Consider the following 17,592-nt stretch of genomic DNA (forward strand, 5'->3'; position numbering starts at 1 on the left):
CGTTCGACCTCGAGGTCGAACGTCGGGCGCAAACGTGTGCCGACCACGTTGCCGGCGAACGCGTCGAGCGTGCCGATCATCCGCGTGGTGTATACGGAGTGCCCGACGCGCAGCCGCTATCGGGTTGCATGCCGATACGTCAGCTATCTGGTTTGATAGGTGGGAATGGCGCGGTTCGCGGCAACCTGAGGCAGCCAATGCTTTTATCATCCCAGGAGCGCTTCTGGTCGAGACCGCCAGGGCTGAGTCAACGGACACCTTATACGGGGATGACGAATGGAGTTGGGCAAGAAATCTACGTACGAATCTTTATATAACCCGGATCGACTGTTTGCGATTCCACGCGAACTAAAGAGAAACGAGCTTGGAATAACAGCAGCGTTACCGTTCTTCGGCTTCGACGTCTGGAATCACTATGAGGTGTCCTGGCTGAACCGGCGAGGCCTGCCCCAGGTCGCTATCGCCGAGTTGCGGATCCCCTGCGAATCGCCGAACCTGATTGAATCGAAGTCGATGAAGCTGTACTTCAACACGCTCAACAACACGCGATTCGACAGCGTGGAGGCCGTGCGGGAAACGGTGACGTCGGACCTGTCGAAGTGCGCGGGCGCACCCGTCACGGTCAGTCTGCGGATCGTGGACGGCGCCGCGGTCGCAGGCATGAAGGCGCTTCATGGCGAGTCGCTGGACAATCAGGACATCGAGATCGAAGAGTTCGAGGTCAAGCCCGATGTGCTTGCAACAGTGGCCGGACGGACATCCGAAACGCTGTATTCAAATCTGCTGAAATCGAACTGTCTCGTCACCGGCCAACCGGATTGGGGAACGGTTTCCATCTCCTATGAAGGAGACAGAATCAGCCGGGAAGGATTGCTCCGATACATCGTCTCGTTCAGAAATCACGAGGAGTTTCACGAACAGTGCGTGGAGCGCATCTTTCTGGATATCACGCGGCAATGCGCTCCAGAAAAACTTTCGGTAAGTGCGAGGTACACGCGGCGCGGGGGGATCGATATCAATCCCGTACGAACGTCGGAGCGCATCGAGGTGGCTTCAAACGATCGCCTCATCAGGCAATGACGCTACCCGCCGGAGAATCCAGAATGCAGAAACCGACGCACCAGATAGATGCCGTCATCGAGCCTACCGACGCTCAAAAGAAGATCATGGTTCGGGTCAAGGTTAGCGAGTCGGGCGTCACCTTCAAGATGCCTGCGGAAGATCTATACCAACGGCAATGGCTCGAGAAATTTTCACCCGAGGATATTGCTCACATCGCGTTCCTGAACGCCGCGATGTATACCGACGGGCTGGTCCCCATCGAATATTTTCCAAAGAAGAAGCAACAGCTCACCCGCTCCGTGCTGATGCTGGCGATGCTGTTCGTGGCGTTTATCGTCATCTCCAACGTGACGGGATTCCGCGTCATACAGATCCATCTGGGCTGGCTTCCCGGTGGTCTCGGCGACGCCGTGCAGTTTCCCGCGGCCCTCGTCGTGTTCCCCATGACGTACATCTTCAGCACGCTCGTCACCGAAGTCTATGGGTACCGGACAAGCCGTCTCGTGATCTGGGGCGGGCTGACGGTCAACTTCGCGCTGGTGATCGGGATGTGGGTGGTCACGCTTCTTCCGGTCGCTCCAGAGTGGGCGTCGCAGAACAAGGCTGCACTTGTCGGGTACGACCTGCTCGTGGGCAACTTTTCGCGGACCTTCTTCGCGTCGACGACCGCGTACTTCTGCGGCGAATTTATCAACACGATCCTGCTGGCCAAGCTGAAGGTAGCGAGCTCGGGGAAGTATCTGTGGGGACGCGTGCTCTTCAGCACGGGCTTCGCGATTACCGTGGATAGCGCGATCTTCTGCACGCTGCTGTTCTACGGCGTGATGCCGATGCATGTGATCGTATCGATGATTCTTTTCCAGATTACGGTCAAGGCCATCTACGAACTCGCGCTGCTGCCTGTCACTACCCACGTGTCCGGTTGGCTGAAAAAAATCGACAAGATCGATTACTACGATTTCAATACCAATTTCAATCCCTTCGCGTTCAAGGATTGACGCCTTCCTGCATCCGGGACTCCGTGACGACGCCGAGCACACGCACGGCGTCGTCGAGCAGCACGGCGGCCGGGTCGCCGGCATGGTCGAGGCGCTTGAGGTAAATCGCACCGCCATCCTTCGCGAATCGACGAACCACCGCATCGCGCGCGTTGAACGACACGATGCCGATCTGGCCATCGCGATACTGCGATGCGGGTTCGACGATGATCAATGAGCCGGCGCGGAATCGCGGCTCCATCGACGACGTGGTCCGCACGGCAAAAGTGCCGGCTGCCGGGGCGGTATCCACGGTCAGCGAGTGCGAGCGGCCATCGGTTTTGAAGAGGCCATTTGCAAACGGCACGATCTGCTCCCAGTCAAGAACTGGAATCGGATACGCGCGCTCGCTACCGGTGATGAAGCCTACGGTAGAGCCTAATGCTTCTGCAATTGCCGACAGGGAGCTGAGTCGCGGGTCGGCTGTTTCTCCGGAGAGAATCCGGCTGAGTGTGCCCGGCGACATGCCGGTCGTGCGCGCGAGATCGGCATCAATAATGTTCCTCGACTGCATCAGCTTTCTGATGCGTTCAACCATGAGCCCGGCGCGCTCTTTATTTGTCATTGTTTGCCTGATCCCATTTTTGTCACGGTCCCCGATAGCCTGCTCGGGCTCGGGGTAGTTTGCCAAAATTGTCTTGCAAATATTCAACTACCATTGAATACTTTCAATGGTAGTCGTAGTTGTTGTCAGTCATGCGTTTCATAGGTTTGCGTGCGTCACGGGCTGCAGTGCATCGTGATGTCGATGACCAGACAGAGCGTTCTGTTTGATGGGCGAGGGAGAAAAGGTCGGCCTCGGTCCTGCAACCCATTTGAGGTTGGGTGGCAGCGAGACTCGCCAGGTTGCCTCGTCGGGTTTAAGACATAGCGGTTTGGGCAAGCGCAATCGAGAGTGATAGACGTCTTTCATACGATGACATTTGACACTACGCAGGCACTAACGGCTAGTGACAAAAACACGTAGTGACTGACGAGGAAGAATGGATGCGCTTGTCAGGTCACAGTACCGGCTTCCACGGGATGTGCATGAATGGCTTCAACAAGGCGCGGAACAGAATCTTCGATCGCGGAATGCGCAGCGGGTTGTCGTTTTACGGCAGGCCAGGCTAGCGGAAAAATCCAGCGGCAACAAGAAGCTTGATTCGGACCAGGGGCGGGGAAATTAAAGCCATCGTGATAGGTGTGTCAATACCCAGCGCGATTTGACCCAAGGTAGATCTTGAGAGAGGCCGCCTATGGCTGCCCGCATTTCACGGCATCCGTCATCCGTCAGAACACGTTTCACCGACGCAGAACGACGCATCGGCCAGCAGGATACCGTCGTTCTCCACCTCGCAAGGCCCGATGCCCGTCGACATTCATCCGTGGCTCGCAGCGGCATCGATTTCCCGCTGTCCAATAGCATGTCGGACCATGCGCGTCGTCGCGACGTCATTGCCAGAGGGCCGATCCCGCGCACGGAATCCGCAGCCGAACCACCGCGGTTGACACGAGCTCCGTTCGACACCCCACTCGACGATGACCGGCAATTCCGCTGGCGGCAACGCACAGGCGGGATGGCCTGGGTTGCGCTTTACGCGTCTGTTTTTGCGTGCGGTTGTCTGCTGCTCTACGTCCTCTATGAAAGCATTTCGCCCCGTCACAGCGGACCGCCTGCGATGCGAACGTCGATGGTTGGACCGGCCGTGAAAACACTTCGTGCGGCCGGGTACGGTGAGCCCGCCTCGTCGCTTGAAGCTTGTGTCGACGCCACGGCGGAGATGCGCTCGCGAAGCGTCACTCCCGACGACGTGTAACGGAGGCACCTGGATGTCACGCAATTTTCAGAAGAGGGAGTGCGCGGTCACAGCGGAGTTCGTCGACCTCGCGCCCCGGTGGAGCACCCTGATGCCGATCCTGATTTCGGCGATCGAGCACGGAACGCAGTCCGGGAGAAACAAGGCGCTGTACCGGTTGTGCGAGCTCGGCAACACCGTCGATTCGGAGCACGCGGTTCACTTGCGCACACGGGCTGCGCTCGCCCGGCTGATGGCCGCGTGGCCGGGTACGACGGACAGGCTCAGTTCCGAGGAGCGTGCGGCACTGAGCGAGGCGTCGGAGGTATTGGCTCTCACGATACCCAACGTCGTACCCATTCGGCGAACGTAACGGGACAGCGGCGTTATCCGGCTACTGCGCAGGTCGCTGCCGACGAGACCCCGCTACAACGCATCGTGAAAAATCACGCCGAGCGTATGCCGTTGCCCCGAGCGCAGCCGGCTCACGCCGTGGCGCAGATTGACGCGATACGGCCCGCGCGTGCCCTGCACCGGCCGATGATGCACCGCGAAGATCACCGCGTCGCCCTGATTCAGTGGCACGACTTCAGCACGCGACTGCGTCCGCGGACGCTGCTCCGTGATCACGAATTCGCCGCCGGTGAAGTCGTCGCCAGGCGCCGACAGCAGGATCGCGACCTGCAGCGGAAAAACGTGCTCGCCATACAGATCCTGATGCAGACAGTTGTAGTCGTCTTCGCCATATTGCAGGATCAGCGGCGTTGCACGTCGCTGGCCGGCCGCGTGACAGCGACGCAGGAACGCGGCGTGCCCGGTGGGGTAGCGCACGTCGATTCCCATTGCCTCATTCCAGCGATTCGCGACCGGCGCGAGATGCGGATACAGCGTGTCGCGTAACGCGCCAATCGCGTCGGGCAACGGGTAGTCGAAGTATCGATATTCGCCGCGTCCGAAACCATGGCGCGCCATCACGACGCGGCTGCGAAACAGCGCGTCGTACGGATACAGTGCGGCGAGCGTACGGCATTCGCGCGGTGTCAGCAGTCCGGCGATCTGTGCGCAACCGTGCTGGTCGAGATTGCCGTCGATGCGTGGCCAGTCGAGCGCGTCGACGCGCCCGCCGATCGATTCCGTCGACGCGATCGACGGCCGCTCCGCCGGCGTTTTCTCGCGGCTGCCTGCGTCCGGTTCGAGTCCGGGCAGCGTGTCCTGCAGTGTGGGATGGGGCATCGCGGGGCTCTCCGTTCATTGACGATTTCAGTGTACGGAAGCCCGCGCGCGATGACACCCCAAGTCTTGCTCTGTCATTCCGTGCGTTGCCTCGACGCGCGGCGGTGGACCTACAGAAAATACGCCATCAGATCCGCGTCGTAGAACGTATCGCCGACGCGCATCGATTCGCGCTCGTGTCCATACGCGACGAAGCCGAGCGACTCGTACAGCCCGCGCGCGGCGAGATTCGTGCTCGACACCACCAGCTGCACCTGGCGCAGCCCGTCGACGCGCGCGGCCCGCGCAAGCAGCGCTTCGAGCAACGCGCGTCCGACACCGCGGCCCGCCGCTTCCGACGCGACGTACATCGCAACTACCGATGCCTTGTGCCGCCCACGCTCGTTCTGCTCGCGGATCAGCCCGACCGTGCCGACGAGCGCACCCTCGCGCAACGTGCCGTCGCCTGAGTCCTCCAGCGACGCGCCGAGGATGAATCGGCCTTCGTCCGCGGTCCTGCCTTCGAGCGTCGGGCGATACTGCTCCGGGCCGCTCGCGAGCGCCTCCGCATAACTCTTGCCAAACGCCTCCGGATGTTCGGCGAGTCCGCGCAGCCGCAGCTGGAAGTACGCATCGAGATCGGCGATGCCGAGTTGCCGGACGATGATGTCGCGTGCCACGTGGGTTCTCCTCGCAGGTCGATTGTTCGGATGGTAGCGGCAACGCGCGTCCTGCAAGCAACGCTTAGCGATTCGCGGATGCCGCGTGCAATGCCTGCGCCGTTTGCGCATCGGCGGGAAAGAACGCCTCGATCGCGAGTTCCGACAGCGTCACGTCGACCGGCGTGCCGAACACGGTCGTCGTGCTGAAGAACGACAGCGTGCCGAGAGCCGTGCGGATCCGCAACGGCACGACGATCTGTTCGACGCCCGATGCGTCGGCGGGATCGAACGGTTCCGCGCCGGGCGGTGCCGGGTAGGCGGCCAGCTCGTCGCGCAGTGCGACGAGCGTCGCGTCGCCGCTTACGTCGATCTGCCGCTGCAACCGCGCGAGCAGATGCGCGCGCCACGCATGCCAGTTGACGATCGCAGATGCGATGCCCTCGGGATGCAGCGACAGCCGTAGCGCATTCACCGGCGCTTCCAGCAGCGCCGGACTCGCGCTCGCGATCAGCGGCGCAAGCGCGCCGTTGGTCGACACGATGTTCCAGTGCCGATCCACCGCGAGCGCGGGATAGGGCTCGTGTCCTTTGAGCACCTGTTCGACCGCTTCGCGCGCGATAGCGAGTTGCGGATCGGTCAACGGACGCTCGCGAAAGAGCGGCGCGTAGCCCGCCGCAACGAGCAACGCGTTGCGCGCCCGCAGCGGCACGTCGAGCCGCTCGGCGAGGTGCATCACCATCTCGCGGCTCGGCAGCGAGCGTCCCGATTCGACGAAGCTCAGATGGCGCGTCGAGATGTCCGCTTCCGACGCGAGCAGCAACTGGCTCATCCGGCGTCGTTGCCGCCATTCACGTAGCAGATCGCCGACGGTGCGGCCTGGCCCGGTAGAGGACGCAGAAGAAAAAGAGAGCGTGTTCATGGTGCCGATGATAGCTAAAGGGCGCCGCGATTCCATTACCTGTCACGTAATCGACTAGCGGCCGTGCGTCGCCGAATCTTCAGTCCGGGCGCAGCGAAAACATCGCCGCCCAGCTAATCAACGCAACCGGACCAAGGAGCTCGTCATGAACACCCATACCGACCTGATCGACCGTTACTTCGACGCATGGAACGAAACCGATCCCGCCCGCCGCCGTACGCTGATTGCGCAGACGTGGGCACCCGACGCGTCGTACGTCGATCCGCTGCTCGCGGGCGTTGGCCATGACGGCATCGACTCGATGATTCACGCGGTTCACGAGCGCTTTCCCGGCCACACGTTCGAGCGCACCACCGACGTCGACGGCTACGCGAACCGGCTGCGCTTCTCGTGGACGCTGACGACCCCGTCCGGCGCGCCGTTCGTCAAGGGCTCGGACTTCGGCACCGTCGATGCGCACGGCCGCCTGCAAACGGTGATCGGCTTTCTGGACGAAAGCCCGTCGCCGGCGTGACACGGATGTGCCACGCCCCGTTCTCACGCATCTGATAAAGGAGAAAGTCATGCCCGAGCCCGCACCCCGGCCGACCGCTGTGACATCACAACGTCTCGCCTCGTCACTCGACGGCGCGAGCACCGCGATCGCGGGTTTCGCGCTGTTCGCCGGCACCCGTGCATTCGGTTTCGTCGTCGGGCTCGCGTGGCGCGAGCCCGTGCTGGGCGGCGCGGCGCTCGTGTTGCTGGGGGCGGTCGGCTGGCTGCGGTGGCGCTACCTCGGCCGCACCAGAGACACCAGGGAAAACGTCCATGCCGATCCACATGGAAATGATCGTAACGGAGCTTGTGACAATCCTATCAATCGATGTAGCATGCATGGGAACAACCCACCATCGTTTGATGTGCACCGCACGAAAAACACGGATGTCTCATGTTTGAAGCCCCCTCGCTGTCTTCCTCGGTTGTCGCGCTGCACCGCGGTTCCGCCGTGCATTCGCTGCGCAATCCCGGCATGCCGTTCGACGCCGGCTGGCTGGACGGTCTGCGCGTCAATCAGTCTGCCGTCGAGCGCCGCACCGCGACGCTCGGCACGCGGCGCACCGTCAAGAAGGACGCCCAGGCAGCGTGGCTGCTGAAGGCGATCACCTGCATCGATCTCACCACGCTGAATGGCGACGACACCGAAGGCCGCGTGCGCCGCCTGTGCGCGAAAGCACGTCAGCCGGTGCGCGCCGATCTGCTCGACGCGCTCGGCATCGCGCCGCATGCGATCACGACGGGCGCTGTGTGCGTCTATCACCGCTTCGTCGCGGCGGCCGTCGATGCGCTGCGGGGCAGCGGCATTCCGGTCGCGGCAGTGTCGACCGGTTTTCCGGCCGGCCTGATTCCACATCCGCTGAAGCTGAAGGAAATCGAGGCGTCGGTGGCCGACGGCGCAGCCGAGATCGACGTCGTCGTCACGCGCGAACACGTGCTCACCGGCAACTGGCAGGCGCTCTACGACGAAGTGAGCGAATTCCGCGCTGCGTGCGGCGCCGCGCATCTGAAGACGATTCTCGCCACCGGCGACATCCGCACACTGTCGAACATCGCGCGCGCATCGATGGTGTGCATGATGGCCGGCGCCGACTTCATCAAGACCTCGACCGGCAAGGAAGGCGTGAACGCGACGCTCGACGTGTCGCTCGTGATGGTGCGGATGATCCGCGAGTATCACGAACGCACCGGCGTGCAGATCGGCTTCAAGCCCGCGGGCGGTGTGTCGAACGCGAAGTCGGTGCTGAACTACCAGATCCTGATGAAGGAAGAACTCGGCCGCGCGTGGCTCGAACCTGCGCTGTTCCGGATCGGCGCGTCGAGCCTGCTCGCCGACATCGAACGCCAGCTCGAGCATTACGCGAGCGGCCGCTATTCCGCATTCAACCGTCACCCCGTTGCCTGACCAGACCGATCCCATGAGCGTAGCCGAATACTTTTCTTCGATGGACTACGGTCCCGCGCCCGAGGACGATCAACCCGCGCGCGCGTGGCTCGCGCAACACGAGTCGACGTTCGGACATTTCATCGGCGGTGCGTGGCGTGCGCCCGCGGCCGGCGAGCGCTTCGAATCGCATGCGCCCGCGAGCGGCGAACTGCTCGCGCGCGTCGCGCAGGGCGATACCACCGACGTCGACTCGGCGGTTGCTGCCGCCCGTGCGGCGCAGCCCGCATGGCAGGCGCTTGGCGGCGCGGGGCGCGCGCGGCATCTGTATGCGCTCGCGCGGATGGTGCAGCGGCACAGCCGGCTCTTCGCGGTGCTCGAAGCGCTCGACAACGGCAAGCCGATTCGCGAGACGCGCGACATCGACGTGCCGCTCGTCGCGCGGCATTTTCTGTATCACGCGGGCTGGGCGCAACTGCAGGACAGCGAGTTCGAAGGCTGGGCGCCGCTCGGCGTGATCGGCCAGATCGTGCCGTGGAATTTTCCGCTGCTGATGCTCGCGTGGAAGATCGCGCCCGCCATTGCCACCGGCAATTGCGTGGTGCTGAAGCCCGCCGAATACACGCCGCTCACCGCGCTGCTGTTCGCCGAACTCGCGCAGCGCGCGGGTCTGCCGCAGGGCGTACTGAATGTCGTGACCGGTGACGGCCGCACGGGCGCGCTGCTCGTCGACCATCCGCGGATCGACAAGATCGCGTTCACCGGCTCGACCGAAGTGGGGCGGCTGATCCGTGCGCGCACCGCGGGCTCGGGTAAATCGCTGACACTCGAACTGGGCGGCAAGTCGCCGTTCATCGTGTTCGACGACGCGGATCTCGACGGCGCGGTGGAAGGCGTCGTCGACGCGATCTGGTTCAACCAGGGGCAGGTGTGCTGCGCGGGTTCGCGGCTGCTGGTGCAGGAAGGCATCGAGGCGCGCTTCATCGACAAGCTGAAGCGCCGGATGCAGACGCTGCGGGTCGGTTCGTCGCTCGACAAGAGCATCGACCTCGGCGCGATCGTCGATCCGGTGCAGCTCGAACGGATTCGCGGTCTCGTCGAAACCGGTCGTCGCGAGGGCTGCACGATCTGGCAGGCGCCCGAAACCGGCTTGCCGCAGAACGGCTGCTTCTATCCGCCGACGCTGGTCACCGGCGTCGCACCGGCATCGACGCTCGCGCAGGAAGAGATTTTCGGCCCGGTGCTCGTCACGATGAGTTTCCGCACGCCCGACGAAGCGATCGCGCTCGCGAACAACACGCGCTACGGTCTCGCGGCGAGCGTCTGGAGCGAGACCATCGGCCGCGCGCTCGACATCGCGCCGCGGCTCGCGTGCGGTGTGGTGTGGGTCAACGCGACCAATCTGTTCGACGCGGCGGCTGGCTTCGGCGGCTATCGCGAGTCGGGTTATGGACGCGAGGGCGGCCGAGAAGGGCTCTACGAATATCTGCAGCCGCGTGCGTGGCTTGATCTCGCGATGCGCCGTCCGGTGCGGGGCGTCGCCGTGCGCGAAGCGGTCGAGGCCTTTGGCACCGACGACGTTGCGCCGTTCGCTGCCGTCGATCGCACCGCGAAACTCTTCATCGGCGGCAAGCAGGTGCGGCCGGACAGCGGTTACGTGCTGCCGGTGTACGCGGCCGACGGTACGCTCGCGGGCGAAGTCGGCGACGGTAATCGTAAGGACATCCGCAATGCGGTCGCCGCGGCGCGCGCCGCGCAGAAATGGTCCGACGCGACCGCGCACAATCGCTCGCAGGTGCTGTACTACCTCGCCGAGAATCTCGCAGTGCGTTCGGCCGAATTCGCGCGACAACTGGTCGTGCGCACGGGCGTCGATGAAGCGGCGGCGCGCGCGGAAGTCGACGCGTCGATCGCGCGACTGTTCACTTATGGCGCGTGGGCCGACAAGTTCGACGGCGCGGTGCACACACCGCCGCTGCGCGGCGTCGCGCTCGCGATGCACGAGCCACTCGGCGTGATCGGCATCGCGTGTCCGGACGAAGCGCCGTTGCTGTCGTTCGTGTCGCTCGTTGCACCCGCGCTCGCGCTCGGCAATCGCGTCGTTGTGTTGCCGAGCACGACGTGTCCGCTCACAGCCACCGATTTCTACCAGATCGCGGAAACCTCCGACGTGCCTGCGGGCGCACTGAATATCGTCACGGGCGAACGCGGCGCGTTGCTCGCGACGCTCGCGAAGCACGACGACGTCGACGCGCTGTGGTGTTTCGGCAGCGAAGAGCAGTCGGCGCTCGTCGAACGCGAATCGATCGGCAACCTGAAACGCACCTTCGTCGACTATGGCCGGCAGTTCGACTGGTTCGACCGGTCGAGCGAAGGCCCGCTGTGGCTGCGCGAGGCTATGCAAGTGAAAAATATCTGGATACCGTACGGAGACTGAGGTCCCGCGACATCCGCTGGACCACAGGCACGCAACCGATACGGAGGAGATAACGTGCTGAAGAATCTGGACCCGCTGTTGAATGCCGATGTGCTGCACGCGCTGCGCGCGATGGGCCACGGCGATGAACTGGTGATTTGCGACGCGAATTTTCCCGCCGATTCCGTCGCACGCGCGACGGTGCTCGGCAAGCCGCTGCGACTCGACGGTGTCGATTCGGCGCGCGCGATCCGCGCGGTGCTGTCGGTGCTGCCGCTCGATACGTTTGTCGAGCATCCGGCGCTGCGCATGGAAGTGGTCGGCGAGCCAGACACGATTCCCGCCGTGCAGCGCGAAGCCCAGACTGAGGTCAATGCCGCCGAGGGTCGCAGCGTGCCGTTCGCACCGCTCGAACGCTTCGCGTTCTACGAGCGAGCGCGCCGCGCGTACTGCGTGATCGCGACCGGCGAGGCGCGCGGCTACGGCTGCTTCGTGTTCGCGAAGGGCGTGCTGCTCGCGCCCGATGCGCCAGCGGGGAAGGCGTCATGAACGCGCAGCCGGAACGCCACGGCCGGGTCGTCATTCTCGGCATCTACGTGACGGATCTGACGTTTCGCGCGGAGCGCATGCCGCTGATCGGCGAGACGATCGCCGGTTCGGCGTTCAAGATGGGTCCCGGCGGCAAGGGTTCGAATCAGGCGGTCGCGGCCGCGCGCGCTGGCGCCGACGTCGTGTTCTGCACGCGCATCGGTAACGACGCGTTCGGTGAGATCGCGCGCAAGACGTGGGCCACCGAAGGCATCACCGCGCGCGCATCGACGGTGGACGGCGTGTCGACTGGAGCCGCGCACATCTTCGTCGACGACACCACCGGCATGAACGCGATCATCGTCGCGTCCGGTGCGGCGGGCACGATGAACGCGGGCGACGTCGATGCGATCGAAACCGACATCGCCGGTTCGCGCGTGTTCGTGACGCAACTCGAGCAGCCGCTCGAGGCTGCGCGCCGCGGCCTCGAAGTCGCGCGACGCCACGGCGTCACGACCGTGTTCAATCCCGCGCCCGCGATGCCGCTGCCCGACGATATCTATCCGTTGTGCGACTACCTGACGCCGAACGAAACCGAAGCGGCGACGCTGACCGGCGTGCCGGTCAAATCGGTCGACGATGCGCGCCGCGCCGCGGACGTGTTGCTGAAGAAGGGCGTCGGCGCGGTCATCGTGACGCTCGGTGAAGCGGGCGCGCTGCTGCATTCGGCGCAGCAGTCGGTGCTGGTGCCGGCGTTCCTCTGCGGCCGTGTGGTCGAAACGGCAGGGGCCGGCGACGGCTTCACCGGCGGCTTCGCAGCCGCGCTCGCAAGCGGTGCGGAGCCGGTCGACGCGATGCGCTTCGGCTGCGCGCTGGCCGGTATTTCGGTGACGCGCGCGGGCACCGCACCGTCGATGCCGACACTCGACGAGATCAACGAGGTACTGAGCAGGCATTGAGCAAGGCGGGCCACACGCCGTCGTCCCGCCATCAAGTCACGCTGTCATGCTGTCCCGCTGTCGTCACGCAGTCTGAAGGAGCTGGCCGTCATCATGAAGTTCTTGCCCGCAGCCGGAAAGGTCTTCGCCGACCGGCAACTGAATTTCCTGCTCATCGTCAACGCGCTCGTCGTGCTGATTGCGACGTGGCTGTCGAGCGGCCAGTTCGTCGGGATCGACAACCTGCAGTCGATGGGCGGCCAGTTACCCGAACTCGGTCTGCTCGCGCTCGGCATCATGCTGTCGATGATTTCGGGCAACGGCGGCATCGATCTGTCCGGCGTCGGGCTCGCGAACCTGTCCGGTATAGTCGCCGCGCTGGTCGTTCCACATTTCGTCAGCGGCGACGATTCGCCGGTGATGTACACGTCGCTGTTCTGCGTGATCGTCGTCGTGATGGGTGTGATCGGCGGGCTGCTGAACGGCGTCGTGATCGCGTGGCTGCGCCTCACGCCGATCCTCTGCACGCTCGGCACCCAGCTGCTGTTCACCGGCTTCGCGGTGGTGTTGAGCAACGGCGCATCGGTGCACGTCGACTATGTCGATCCGCTGTCGAACATCGGCAACGGCACCGTGTTTCAGGTACCGATCTCGTTCGTGATCTTCGTCGCGGCAATTATCGTTTTGGGCTGGCTGCTCAAACGCAGTCCGTTCGGCCTGCGCCTCTATCTGATGGGCACGAATCCGAAGGCCGCGTTCTATGCGGGCATTCCGCGTGCACGGATGCTGATCCTCACGTACACGATGTGCGGCGTGCTCGCGTCGCTCGCGGGGCTGATCAGCACGTCGCATACGTCGAGCGCGAAATGGGACTACGGCAGCTCGTACCTGCTGATCGCGATCCTGATCGCGGTGATGGGCGGCGTGAATCCGGCGGGCGGCTATGGACGCATCATCTGCGTGTTCTTCGCCGCGACCGTGCTGCAGTTCCTGTCGAGCCTGTTCAACCTGCTCGGCGTGTCGCAGTTTTTCGGCGACTGCACGTGGGGTTTTCTGCTGCTGCTGTCGCTCGCGTTCGCGGGCGGCGAACGGGTACGCGCGATCTTCGGCTTCGCGCGTTAGCGGCGTACCGCGCGACCCGGGCAGGGCAACGTAATTCCGTAGTTCCGTTTTTCGACATCCGATCTAACAACAAAGGAGACATCGCATGAAACTGACTCGACTGGCTGCCGCGGTGGCGGCGGGCGCCCTTGCTGCGGGCGTGATCGTCGCGGCGCACGCGGCGACCAACGAGACCATCGTGACCGTCGTCAAGGTGACCGGCATCAGCTGGTTCAACCGGATGGACGACGGCGTGAAGGAGTTCGCGAAAGAAACGCCGGGCGTCGCGGCCTACCAGACCGGACCGGGCCGCGCGGATGCCGCGCAGCAGCTGAAGATCATCGAGGATCTGATCGCGAAGAAGGTCAGCGCGATCGCCGTCGTGCCATACGATCCGCCGACGCTCGAACCCGCGCTGAAGAAGGCGATGGACCGCGGCATCAAGGTCGTGACGCACGAGGCGGACAACGAGAAGAACACGATGGTCGACGTCGAGGCGTTCGACAACACCGCATACGGTGCGGCGCTGAACGAACGGCTCGCGTCGTGCATGCATGACGAAGGCAAGTGGGCGGTGCTGGTCGGCTCGCTCGGTAGCCGCTCGCAGGTGCAGTGGGCCGACGGCGGCATCAACAACGCCAAGGCGAAGTATCCGAAGCTGGACCTCGTCGAGCCGAAGCTCGAAACCAACAACGACGGCGAGCGCGCTTACGAAGTCGCGAAAGAAGTGTTGCGCAAGCATCCCGACCTGAAGGGCTTCCAGGGCTCGTCGTCGCTCGACATCATCGGGATCGGCCGGGCGGTCGAAGAGGCCGGCCTGCAGGGCAAGATCTGCGTGTACGGCACCGGCCTGCCGACTGAAGCGGGCAAGTTCCTCGAGAGCGGTGCGGTAAACGGCATCGCGTTCTGGGATCCGAAGCTCGCCGGCCTCGCGATGAACAAGATCGCGAAGATGCTGCTCGACGGCAAGACCGTCGAGAACGGCGCCGATCTCGGCATTCCCGGCTACAACAAGGTCACGGTCGCGAAGGGCCCCGGCAAGGGCATCATCGTGCGCGGCCAGGGCTGGGTGAGCGTCGACAAGTCGAATTACAAGCAGTACCCGTTCTGATCGAGTGTCACGGCGCGCCGGCCGTGTCGGCGCGCTTTTAATGCGGTGTGTCATGACGAATCAACAGACAACTTCCACGCCGTTCCTGCAGGTGGTCGGCGTGCACAAGCGGTTCACCGGCGTGCATGCGCTGCGCGGCGTGAGCCTGTCGTTCGAGCGCGGGCAGATCTATCACCTGCTCGGCGAGAACGGCTGCGGCAAGAGCACACTGATCAAGATCATCTCCGGCGCGCAGCCGCCCGATGAAGGCGAACTCGTGATCGAGGGCGTGCGCCACGCGAAGCTGACTGCGCTGGAAGCGCTCGCGGCCGGCATCGAAACGGTGTATCAGGACCTGTCGCTGCTGCCGAACATGAGCGTCGCCGAAAACGTCGCGCTGACGTCGGAGCTCGCGGAACACGGCGGTCGGCTCACACGGACCTTCGACCGGCGCGCGCTCGAGCGGACCGCGGCGCGTGCACTGCAGGCAGTCGGCCTGCCCAGCGACAGCGCGTTCCTCGGCACGCTGGTCGAACAGCTGCCGCTCGCGACGCGGCAACTGGTCGCGATTGCGCGCGCGATTGCGAGCGAGGCGCGCTTCGTCATCATGGACGAGCCCACCACGTCGCTCACGCAGAAGGAAGTCGACAACCTGATCGCCGTGCTCGCGAATCTGCGCGCGCAGGGGGTGACGGTGCTGTTCGTCAGCCACAAGCTCGACGAATGCTATGCGATCGGCGGCGAAGTGATCGTGCTGCGCGATGGCCAGAAAATGGCGCAGGGGCCGATCGCCGATTTCACGAAGGCGCAGATCAGCGAATTGATGACCGGCCGCCATCTGTCGACTGAACGTTATCGCGACGGCGGCCTTGGCCAGGACGTCGTGCTCGACGTGCGCGGGCTGTCGCGTGCGGGGCAGTTCATCGACGTGTCGTTCGCACTGCATCGCGGCGAGATTCTCGGCGTGACGGGACTGCTCGATTCGGGCCGCAACGAACTGGCGCGCGCGCTTGCCGGCGTTACGCCGGCGCGGACGGGCACCGTCGCGCTCGAAGGCCGGCCGATCCGGTTGCGCACGCCGTCCGACGCGCGCCGTCAACGGATCGGCTACGTGCCCGAAGACCGCCTGAACGAAGGACTTTTCCTCGACAAACCGATCCGCGACAACGTGATCACCGCGCTGATCTCGGACCTGCGCGACCGCTTTGGCCAGATCGACCGCAAGCGCGCACAGGCACTCGCCGAGCGGACCGTGAGCGAACTGCAGATTGCGACGCCGGGCGTCGACAAACCGGTGCAGTCGTTGTCGGGCGGCAACCAGCAGCGCGTGCTGATCGGCCGCTGGCTCGCGATCGATCCACACGTGCTGATCCTGCACGGACCGACAGTCGGCGTCGACGTTGGGTCGAAGGACATCATTTACCGCATCATGCAGCAGCTGTCGCAGCGTGGCATCGGCATCATCCTGATCAGCGACGACTTGCCGGAGCTGCTGCAGAACAGTGACCGCATCCTGCTGATGAAGAAAGGGCGCGTGGCGAACGAGTACCGCGCGGACCAGATGGACGAAGCGGCGCTGTATCGGGCGCTGCTGTCGGACGCGGCATAATCGAGGACGTTTCAAGCATGAATTCGCGCACCGACCCGACCATGAGCCGACCCACCGTCATTGAAGTTGCGCCGCGGGTAAAGCCGCCGAGCTTGCGGGCGAGGCTCGCGCGTAACCCGGAGTGGTTCACGGCGGCGTTGATCGTCGTGATGTGCGTGATCGTCGGTGCGATCAATCCGCGCTTCTTCCAGGTCGCGACGCTGTTCGACCTGCTGCACTCCGCGACGACGATGTCGCTGTTCGCGCTCGGCACGCTCGTCGTGCTTGCATCCGGCGGCATCGACGTATCGTTCACGGCGATCGGCGCACTGACGATGTATTCGATCACGAAGGCCGTATTCGCGTGGTGGCCCGATGCGCCGTTCGCGCTGATCCTGTTGCTTGGCGCGCTCGGCGGCGTGCTGCTCGGCCTGCTGAACGGACTGCTCGTGCATCGGCTGAAGGCGCCTTCGCTGATCGTGACGATCGGCACGCAGTACCTGTATCGCGGGATCCTGCTGACCTTCGTCGGCACGACGTTCTTTATGAATATTCCGCACAGCATGGATCACTTCGGCCGCGTGCCGCTGTTTTTCTATCACACCGCGGATGGCTTGCGCGCCGTGTTGCCCGTGTCCGTGGTCGCGTTGGTGCTGGCCGCGTTCGTCACGTGGTGGCTGCTGAACCGGACGATGATGGGACGCGGCGTGTATGCGATGGGTGGCAGTCTCGCGATTGCCGAGCGGCTGGGTTATAACCTGCGCGCGATTCATCTGTTCGTGTTCGGGTACACGGGGATGCTGGCGGGTATCGCGGGGATTTTGCATGTATCAAATAATCGGCTGGCGAATCCGTTTGATCTTGTGGGTTCGGAGCTTGATGTGATTGCGGCGGTCATTCTCGGTGGGGCGCGGATTACCGGTGGAACGGGGACGGTTGTCGGGACTTTGCTTGGGGTCGTGCTGGTTACGCTGATCAACAGCGTGTTGATTCTGGTTGGGGTGCCTAGTACCTGGCAGAAGGTGATAGTTGGTGGTTTTATCTTGATTGCCGGGACGTTGTTTGCCTTGCAAAGGAAGTGAGTATTGGTTTGGGTTTTCTGTTTTTGTTTCTCTCTCTCTCTCGCTGGTTGACGGTGCCCTCGCTGTCGGCTGGCGATTTTTTTTTGTTTCTTATGGATTGGGGGTGGTTTTTGTTGTTTGCCCTGGTGGGGGGGGGCTAATTTGCGCCTCGCGGCGCAGGCGTTGCCCCTGTGCGGGGCGGCACCTCCTTTCTTTGCCGCGGCAAAGAAAGGAGGCAAAGAAAGCCGCTCGAGACGTTACCAGGTCCTTTCCGCGCGTAGC

The 17,592-nt window shown here is 63.8% G+C and carries 18 protein-coding genes; 13 read left to right on the top strand and 5 right to left on the bottom strand.

Going from position 1 to position 17,592, the window contains the following annotated elements; all coding sequences use genetic code 11:
* Window positions 1-276: 276 nt before the first annotated feature.
* Together queF and ACREXZ_RS30210 are read left to right on the top strand one after the other, a co-directional pair.
* Window positions 277-1,080: an NADPH-dependent 7-cyano-7-deazaguanine reductase QueF gene (queF, locus tag ACREXZ_RS30205; protein ID WP_431767800.1), complete on the top strand. Its 804-nt coding sequence runs from the start codon at window positions 277-279 to the stop codon at window positions 1,078-1,080.
* Window positions 1,081-1,103: 23 nt separating this feature from the next.
* A complete protein-coding gene (locus ACREXZ_RS30210) occupies window positions 1,104-2,060 on the top strand; it encodes a queuosine precursor transporter (protein ID WP_431767801.1) in 957 nt (318 codons plus the stop codon).
* On the opposite strand, the gene ACREXZ_RS30215 is transcribed toward ACREXZ_RS30210, so the two are convergent.
* Window positions 2,050-2,637, bottom strand: coding sequence for a S24 family peptidase (locus tag ACREXZ_RS30215; RefSeq protein WP_431767802.1), 588 nt, complete (start codon window positions 2,635-2,637; stop codon window positions 2,050-2,052). The genes ACREXZ_RS30210 and ACREXZ_RS30215 overlap by 11 nt on opposite strands.
* A gap of 700 nt (window positions 2,638-3,337) precedes the next feature.
* Here ACREXZ_RS30215 and ACREXZ_RS30220 point away from each other — a divergent pair.
* Both ACREXZ_RS30220 and ACREXZ_RS30225 read left to right on the top strand, forming a co-directional pair.
* Complete coding sequence (locus ACREXZ_RS30220) at window positions 3,338-3,898, top strand: hypothetical protein (RefSeq protein ID WP_431767803.1); 561 nt, start codon at window positions 3,338-3,340, stop codon at window positions 3,896-3,898.
* A 13-nt stretch (window positions 3,899-3,911) separates the two neighbouring features.
* Window positions 3,912-4,250 (top strand): hypothetical protein, encoded by a 339-nt coding sequence (locus ACREXZ_RS30225; protein ID WP_431767804.1) that lies wholly within the window; start codon window positions 3,912-3,914, stop codon window positions 4,248-4,250.
* 53 nt (window positions 4,251-4,303) lie between these two features.
* Here ACREXZ_RS30225 and ACREXZ_RS30230 read toward each other — a convergent pair whose 3' ends face one another.
* The 3 genes from ACREXZ_RS30230 to ACREXZ_RS30240 form a co-directional block, all read right to left on the bottom strand.
* A complete protein-coding gene (locus ACREXZ_RS30230) occupies window positions 4,304-5,110 on the bottom strand; it encodes a 2OG-Fe(II) oxygenase (protein ID WP_431767805.1) in 807 nt (268 codons plus the stop codon).
* A gap of 110 nt (window positions 5,111-5,220) precedes the next feature.
* Window positions 5,221-5,769 carry a GNAT family N-acetyltransferase gene (locus tag ACREXZ_RS30235; protein WP_431767806.1) on the bottom strand — a complete coding sequence of 183 codons (549 nt, stop codon included), beginning with the start codon at window positions 5,767-5,769 and terminating at the stop codon, window positions 5,221-5,223.
* Between the two features lie 64 nt (window positions 5,770-5,833).
* Window positions 5,834-6,706, bottom strand: coding sequence for a helix-turn-helix domain-containing protein (locus ACREXZ_RS30240; RefSeq protein ID WP_431767807.1), 873 nt, complete (start codon window positions 6,704-6,706; stop codon window positions 5,834-5,836).
* 109 nt (window positions 6,707-6,815) lie between these two features.
* On the opposite strand from ACREXZ_RS30240, the gene ACREXZ_RS30245 reads away from it, so the two are divergent.
* Window positions 6,816-7,184, top strand: coding sequence for a nuclear transport factor 2 family protein (locus tag ACREXZ_RS30245; protein ID WP_431767808.1), 369 nt, complete (start codon window positions 6,816-6,818; stop codon window positions 7,182-7,184).
* A gap of 103 nt (window positions 7,185-7,287) precedes the next feature.
* On the opposite strand, the gene ACREXZ_RS30250 is transcribed toward ACREXZ_RS30245, so the two are convergent.
* Window positions 7,288-7,479: a hypothetical protein gene (locus ACREXZ_RS30250; protein WP_431767809.1), complete on the bottom strand. Its 192-nt coding sequence runs from the start codon at window positions 7,477-7,479 to the stop codon at window positions 7,288-7,290.
* 119 nt (window positions 7,480-7,598) lie between these two features.
* Between ACREXZ_RS30250 and deoC the strand changes: the two genes are divergently transcribed.
* The 8 genes from deoC to ACREXZ_RS30290 all read left to right on the top strand — a co-directional run bounded on the left by deoC (window position 7,599) and on the right by ACREXZ_RS30290 (window position 17,331).
* Complete coding sequence (gene deoC / locus ACREXZ_RS30255) at window positions 7,599-8,609, top strand: deoxyribose-phosphate aldolase (RefSeq protein WP_431767810.1); 1,011 nt, start codon at window positions 7,599-7,601, stop codon at window positions 8,607-8,609.
* A gap of 13 nt (window positions 8,610-8,622) precedes the next feature.
* Window positions 8,623-11,025 (top strand): aldehyde dehydrogenase family protein, encoded by a 2,403-nt coding sequence (locus ACREXZ_RS30260; protein WP_431767811.1) that lies wholly within the window; start codon window positions 8,623-8,625, stop codon window positions 11,023-11,025.
* A gap of 54 nt (window positions 11,026-11,079) precedes the next feature.
* Complete coding sequence (locus ACREXZ_RS30265; protein WP_431767812.1) at window positions 11,080-11,553, top strand: RbsD/FucU family protein; 474 nt, start codon at window positions 11,080-11,082, stop codon at window positions 11,551-11,553.
* Complete coding sequence (gene rbsK, locus ACREXZ_RS30270) at window positions 11,550-12,491, top strand: ribokinase (protein ID WP_431767813.1); 942 nt, start codon at window positions 11,550-11,552, stop codon at window positions 12,489-12,491. The genes ACREXZ_RS30265 and rbsK overlap by 4 nt, the downstream gene beginning before the upstream one ends.
* 93 nt (window positions 12,492-12,584) lie before the next feature.
* Window positions 12,585-13,592 carry an ABC transporter permease gene (locus ACREXZ_RS30275; protein ID WP_431767814.1) on the top strand — a complete coding sequence of 336 codons (1,008 nt, stop codon included), beginning with the start codon at window positions 12,585-12,587 and terminating at the stop codon, window positions 13,590-13,592.
* Window positions 13,593-13,677: 85 nt separating this feature from the next.
* Window positions 13,678-14,682, top strand: coding sequence for an autoinducer 2 ABC transporter substrate-binding protein (locus tag ACREXZ_RS30280; protein WP_431767815.1), 1,005 nt, complete (start codon window positions 13,678-13,680; stop codon window positions 14,680-14,682).
* 52 nt (window positions 14,683-14,734) lie between these two features.
* Window positions 14,735-16,270 (top strand): sugar ABC transporter ATP-binding protein, encoded by a 1,536-nt coding sequence (locus ACREXZ_RS30285; RefSeq protein ID WP_431767816.1) that lies wholly within the window; start codon window positions 14,735-14,737, stop codon window positions 16,268-16,270.
* Window positions 16,271-16,287: 17 nt separating this feature from the next.
* Entirely contained in the window at window positions 16,288-17,331 is a 1,044-nt protein-coding gene (locus ACREXZ_RS30290; protein ID WP_431767817.1) for an ABC transporter permease, read from the top strand.
* Window positions 17,332-17,592: the final 261 nt, after the last annotated feature.

This window comes from Paraburkholderia sp., from assembly GCF_050742655.1.
Classification (GTDB): Bacteria; Pseudomonadota; Gammaproteobacteria; order Burkholderiales; family Burkholderiaceae; genus Paraburkholderia.

What these genes read in the sequence shown, in the direction of transcription:
- ACREXZ_RS30210 (WP_431767801.1), top strand. Translation starts at nt 1,104, where the DNA reads ATGCAGAAACCGACGCACCAGATAGATGCCGTCATCGAGCCTACCGAC.
- rbsK (WP_431767813.1), top strand. Translation starts at nt 11,550, where the DNA reads ATGAACGCGCAGCCGGAACGCCACGGCCGGGTCGTCATTCTCGGCATC.
- ACREXZ_RS30260 (WP_431767811.1), top strand. Translation starts at nt 8,623, where the DNA reads ATGAGCGTAGCCGAATACTTTTCTTCGATGGACTACGGTCCCGCGCCC.
- ACREXZ_RS30290 (WP_431767817.1), top strand. Translation starts at nt 16,288, where the DNA reads ATGAATTCGCGCACCGACCCGACCATGAGCCGACCCACCGTCATTGAA.
- ACREXZ_RS30230 (WP_431767805.1), bottom strand. Translation starts at nt 5,110, where the DNA reads ATGCCCCATCCCACACTGCAGGACACGCTGCCCGGACTCGAACCGGAC.
- ACREXZ_RS30280 (WP_431767815.1), top strand. Translation starts at nt 13,678, where the DNA reads ATGAAACTGACTCGACTGGCTGCCGCGGTGGCGGCGGGCGCCCTTGCT.
- ACREXZ_RS30225 (WP_431767804.1), top strand. Translation starts at nt 3,912, where the DNA reads ATGTCACGCAATTTTCAGAAGAGGGAGTGCGCGGTCACAGCGGAGTTC.
- ACREXZ_RS30240 (WP_431767807.1), bottom strand. Translation starts at nt 6,706, where the DNA reads ATGGAATCGCGGCGCCCTTTAGCTATCATCGGCACCATGAACACGCTC.
- queF (WP_431767800.1), top strand. Translation starts at nt 277, where the DNA reads ATGGAGTTGGGCAAGAAATCTACGTACGAATCTTTATATAACCCGGAT.
- ACREXZ_RS30245 (WP_431767808.1), top strand. Translation starts at nt 6,816, where the DNA reads ATGAACACCCATACCGACCTGATCGACCGTTACTTCGACGCATGGAAC.
- ACREXZ_RS30220 (WP_431767803.1), top strand. Translation starts at nt 3,338, where the DNA reads ATGGCTGCCCGCATTTCACGGCATCCGTCATCCGTCAGAACACGTTTC.
- ACREXZ_RS30285 (WP_431767816.1), top strand. Translation starts at nt 14,735, where the DNA reads ATGACGAATCAACAGACAACTTCCACGCCGTTCCTGCAGGTGGTCGGC.
- ACREXZ_RS30250 (WP_431767809.1), bottom strand. Translation starts at nt 7,479, where the DNA reads ATGGACGTTTTCCCTGGTGTCTCTGGTGCGGCCGAGGTAGCGCCACCG.
- ACREXZ_RS30215 (WP_431767802.1), bottom strand. Translation starts at nt 2,637, where the DNA reads ATGGTTGAACGCATCAGAAAGCTGATGCAGTCGAGGAACATTATTGAT.
- ACREXZ_RS30275 (WP_431767814.1), top strand. Translation starts at nt 12,585, where the DNA reads ATGAAGTTCTTGCCCGCAGCCGGAAAGGTCTTCGCCGACCGGCAACTG.
- deoC (WP_431767810.1), top strand. Translation starts at nt 7,599, where the DNA reads ATGTTTGAAGCCCCCTCGCTGTCTTCCTCGGTTGTCGCGCTGCACCGC.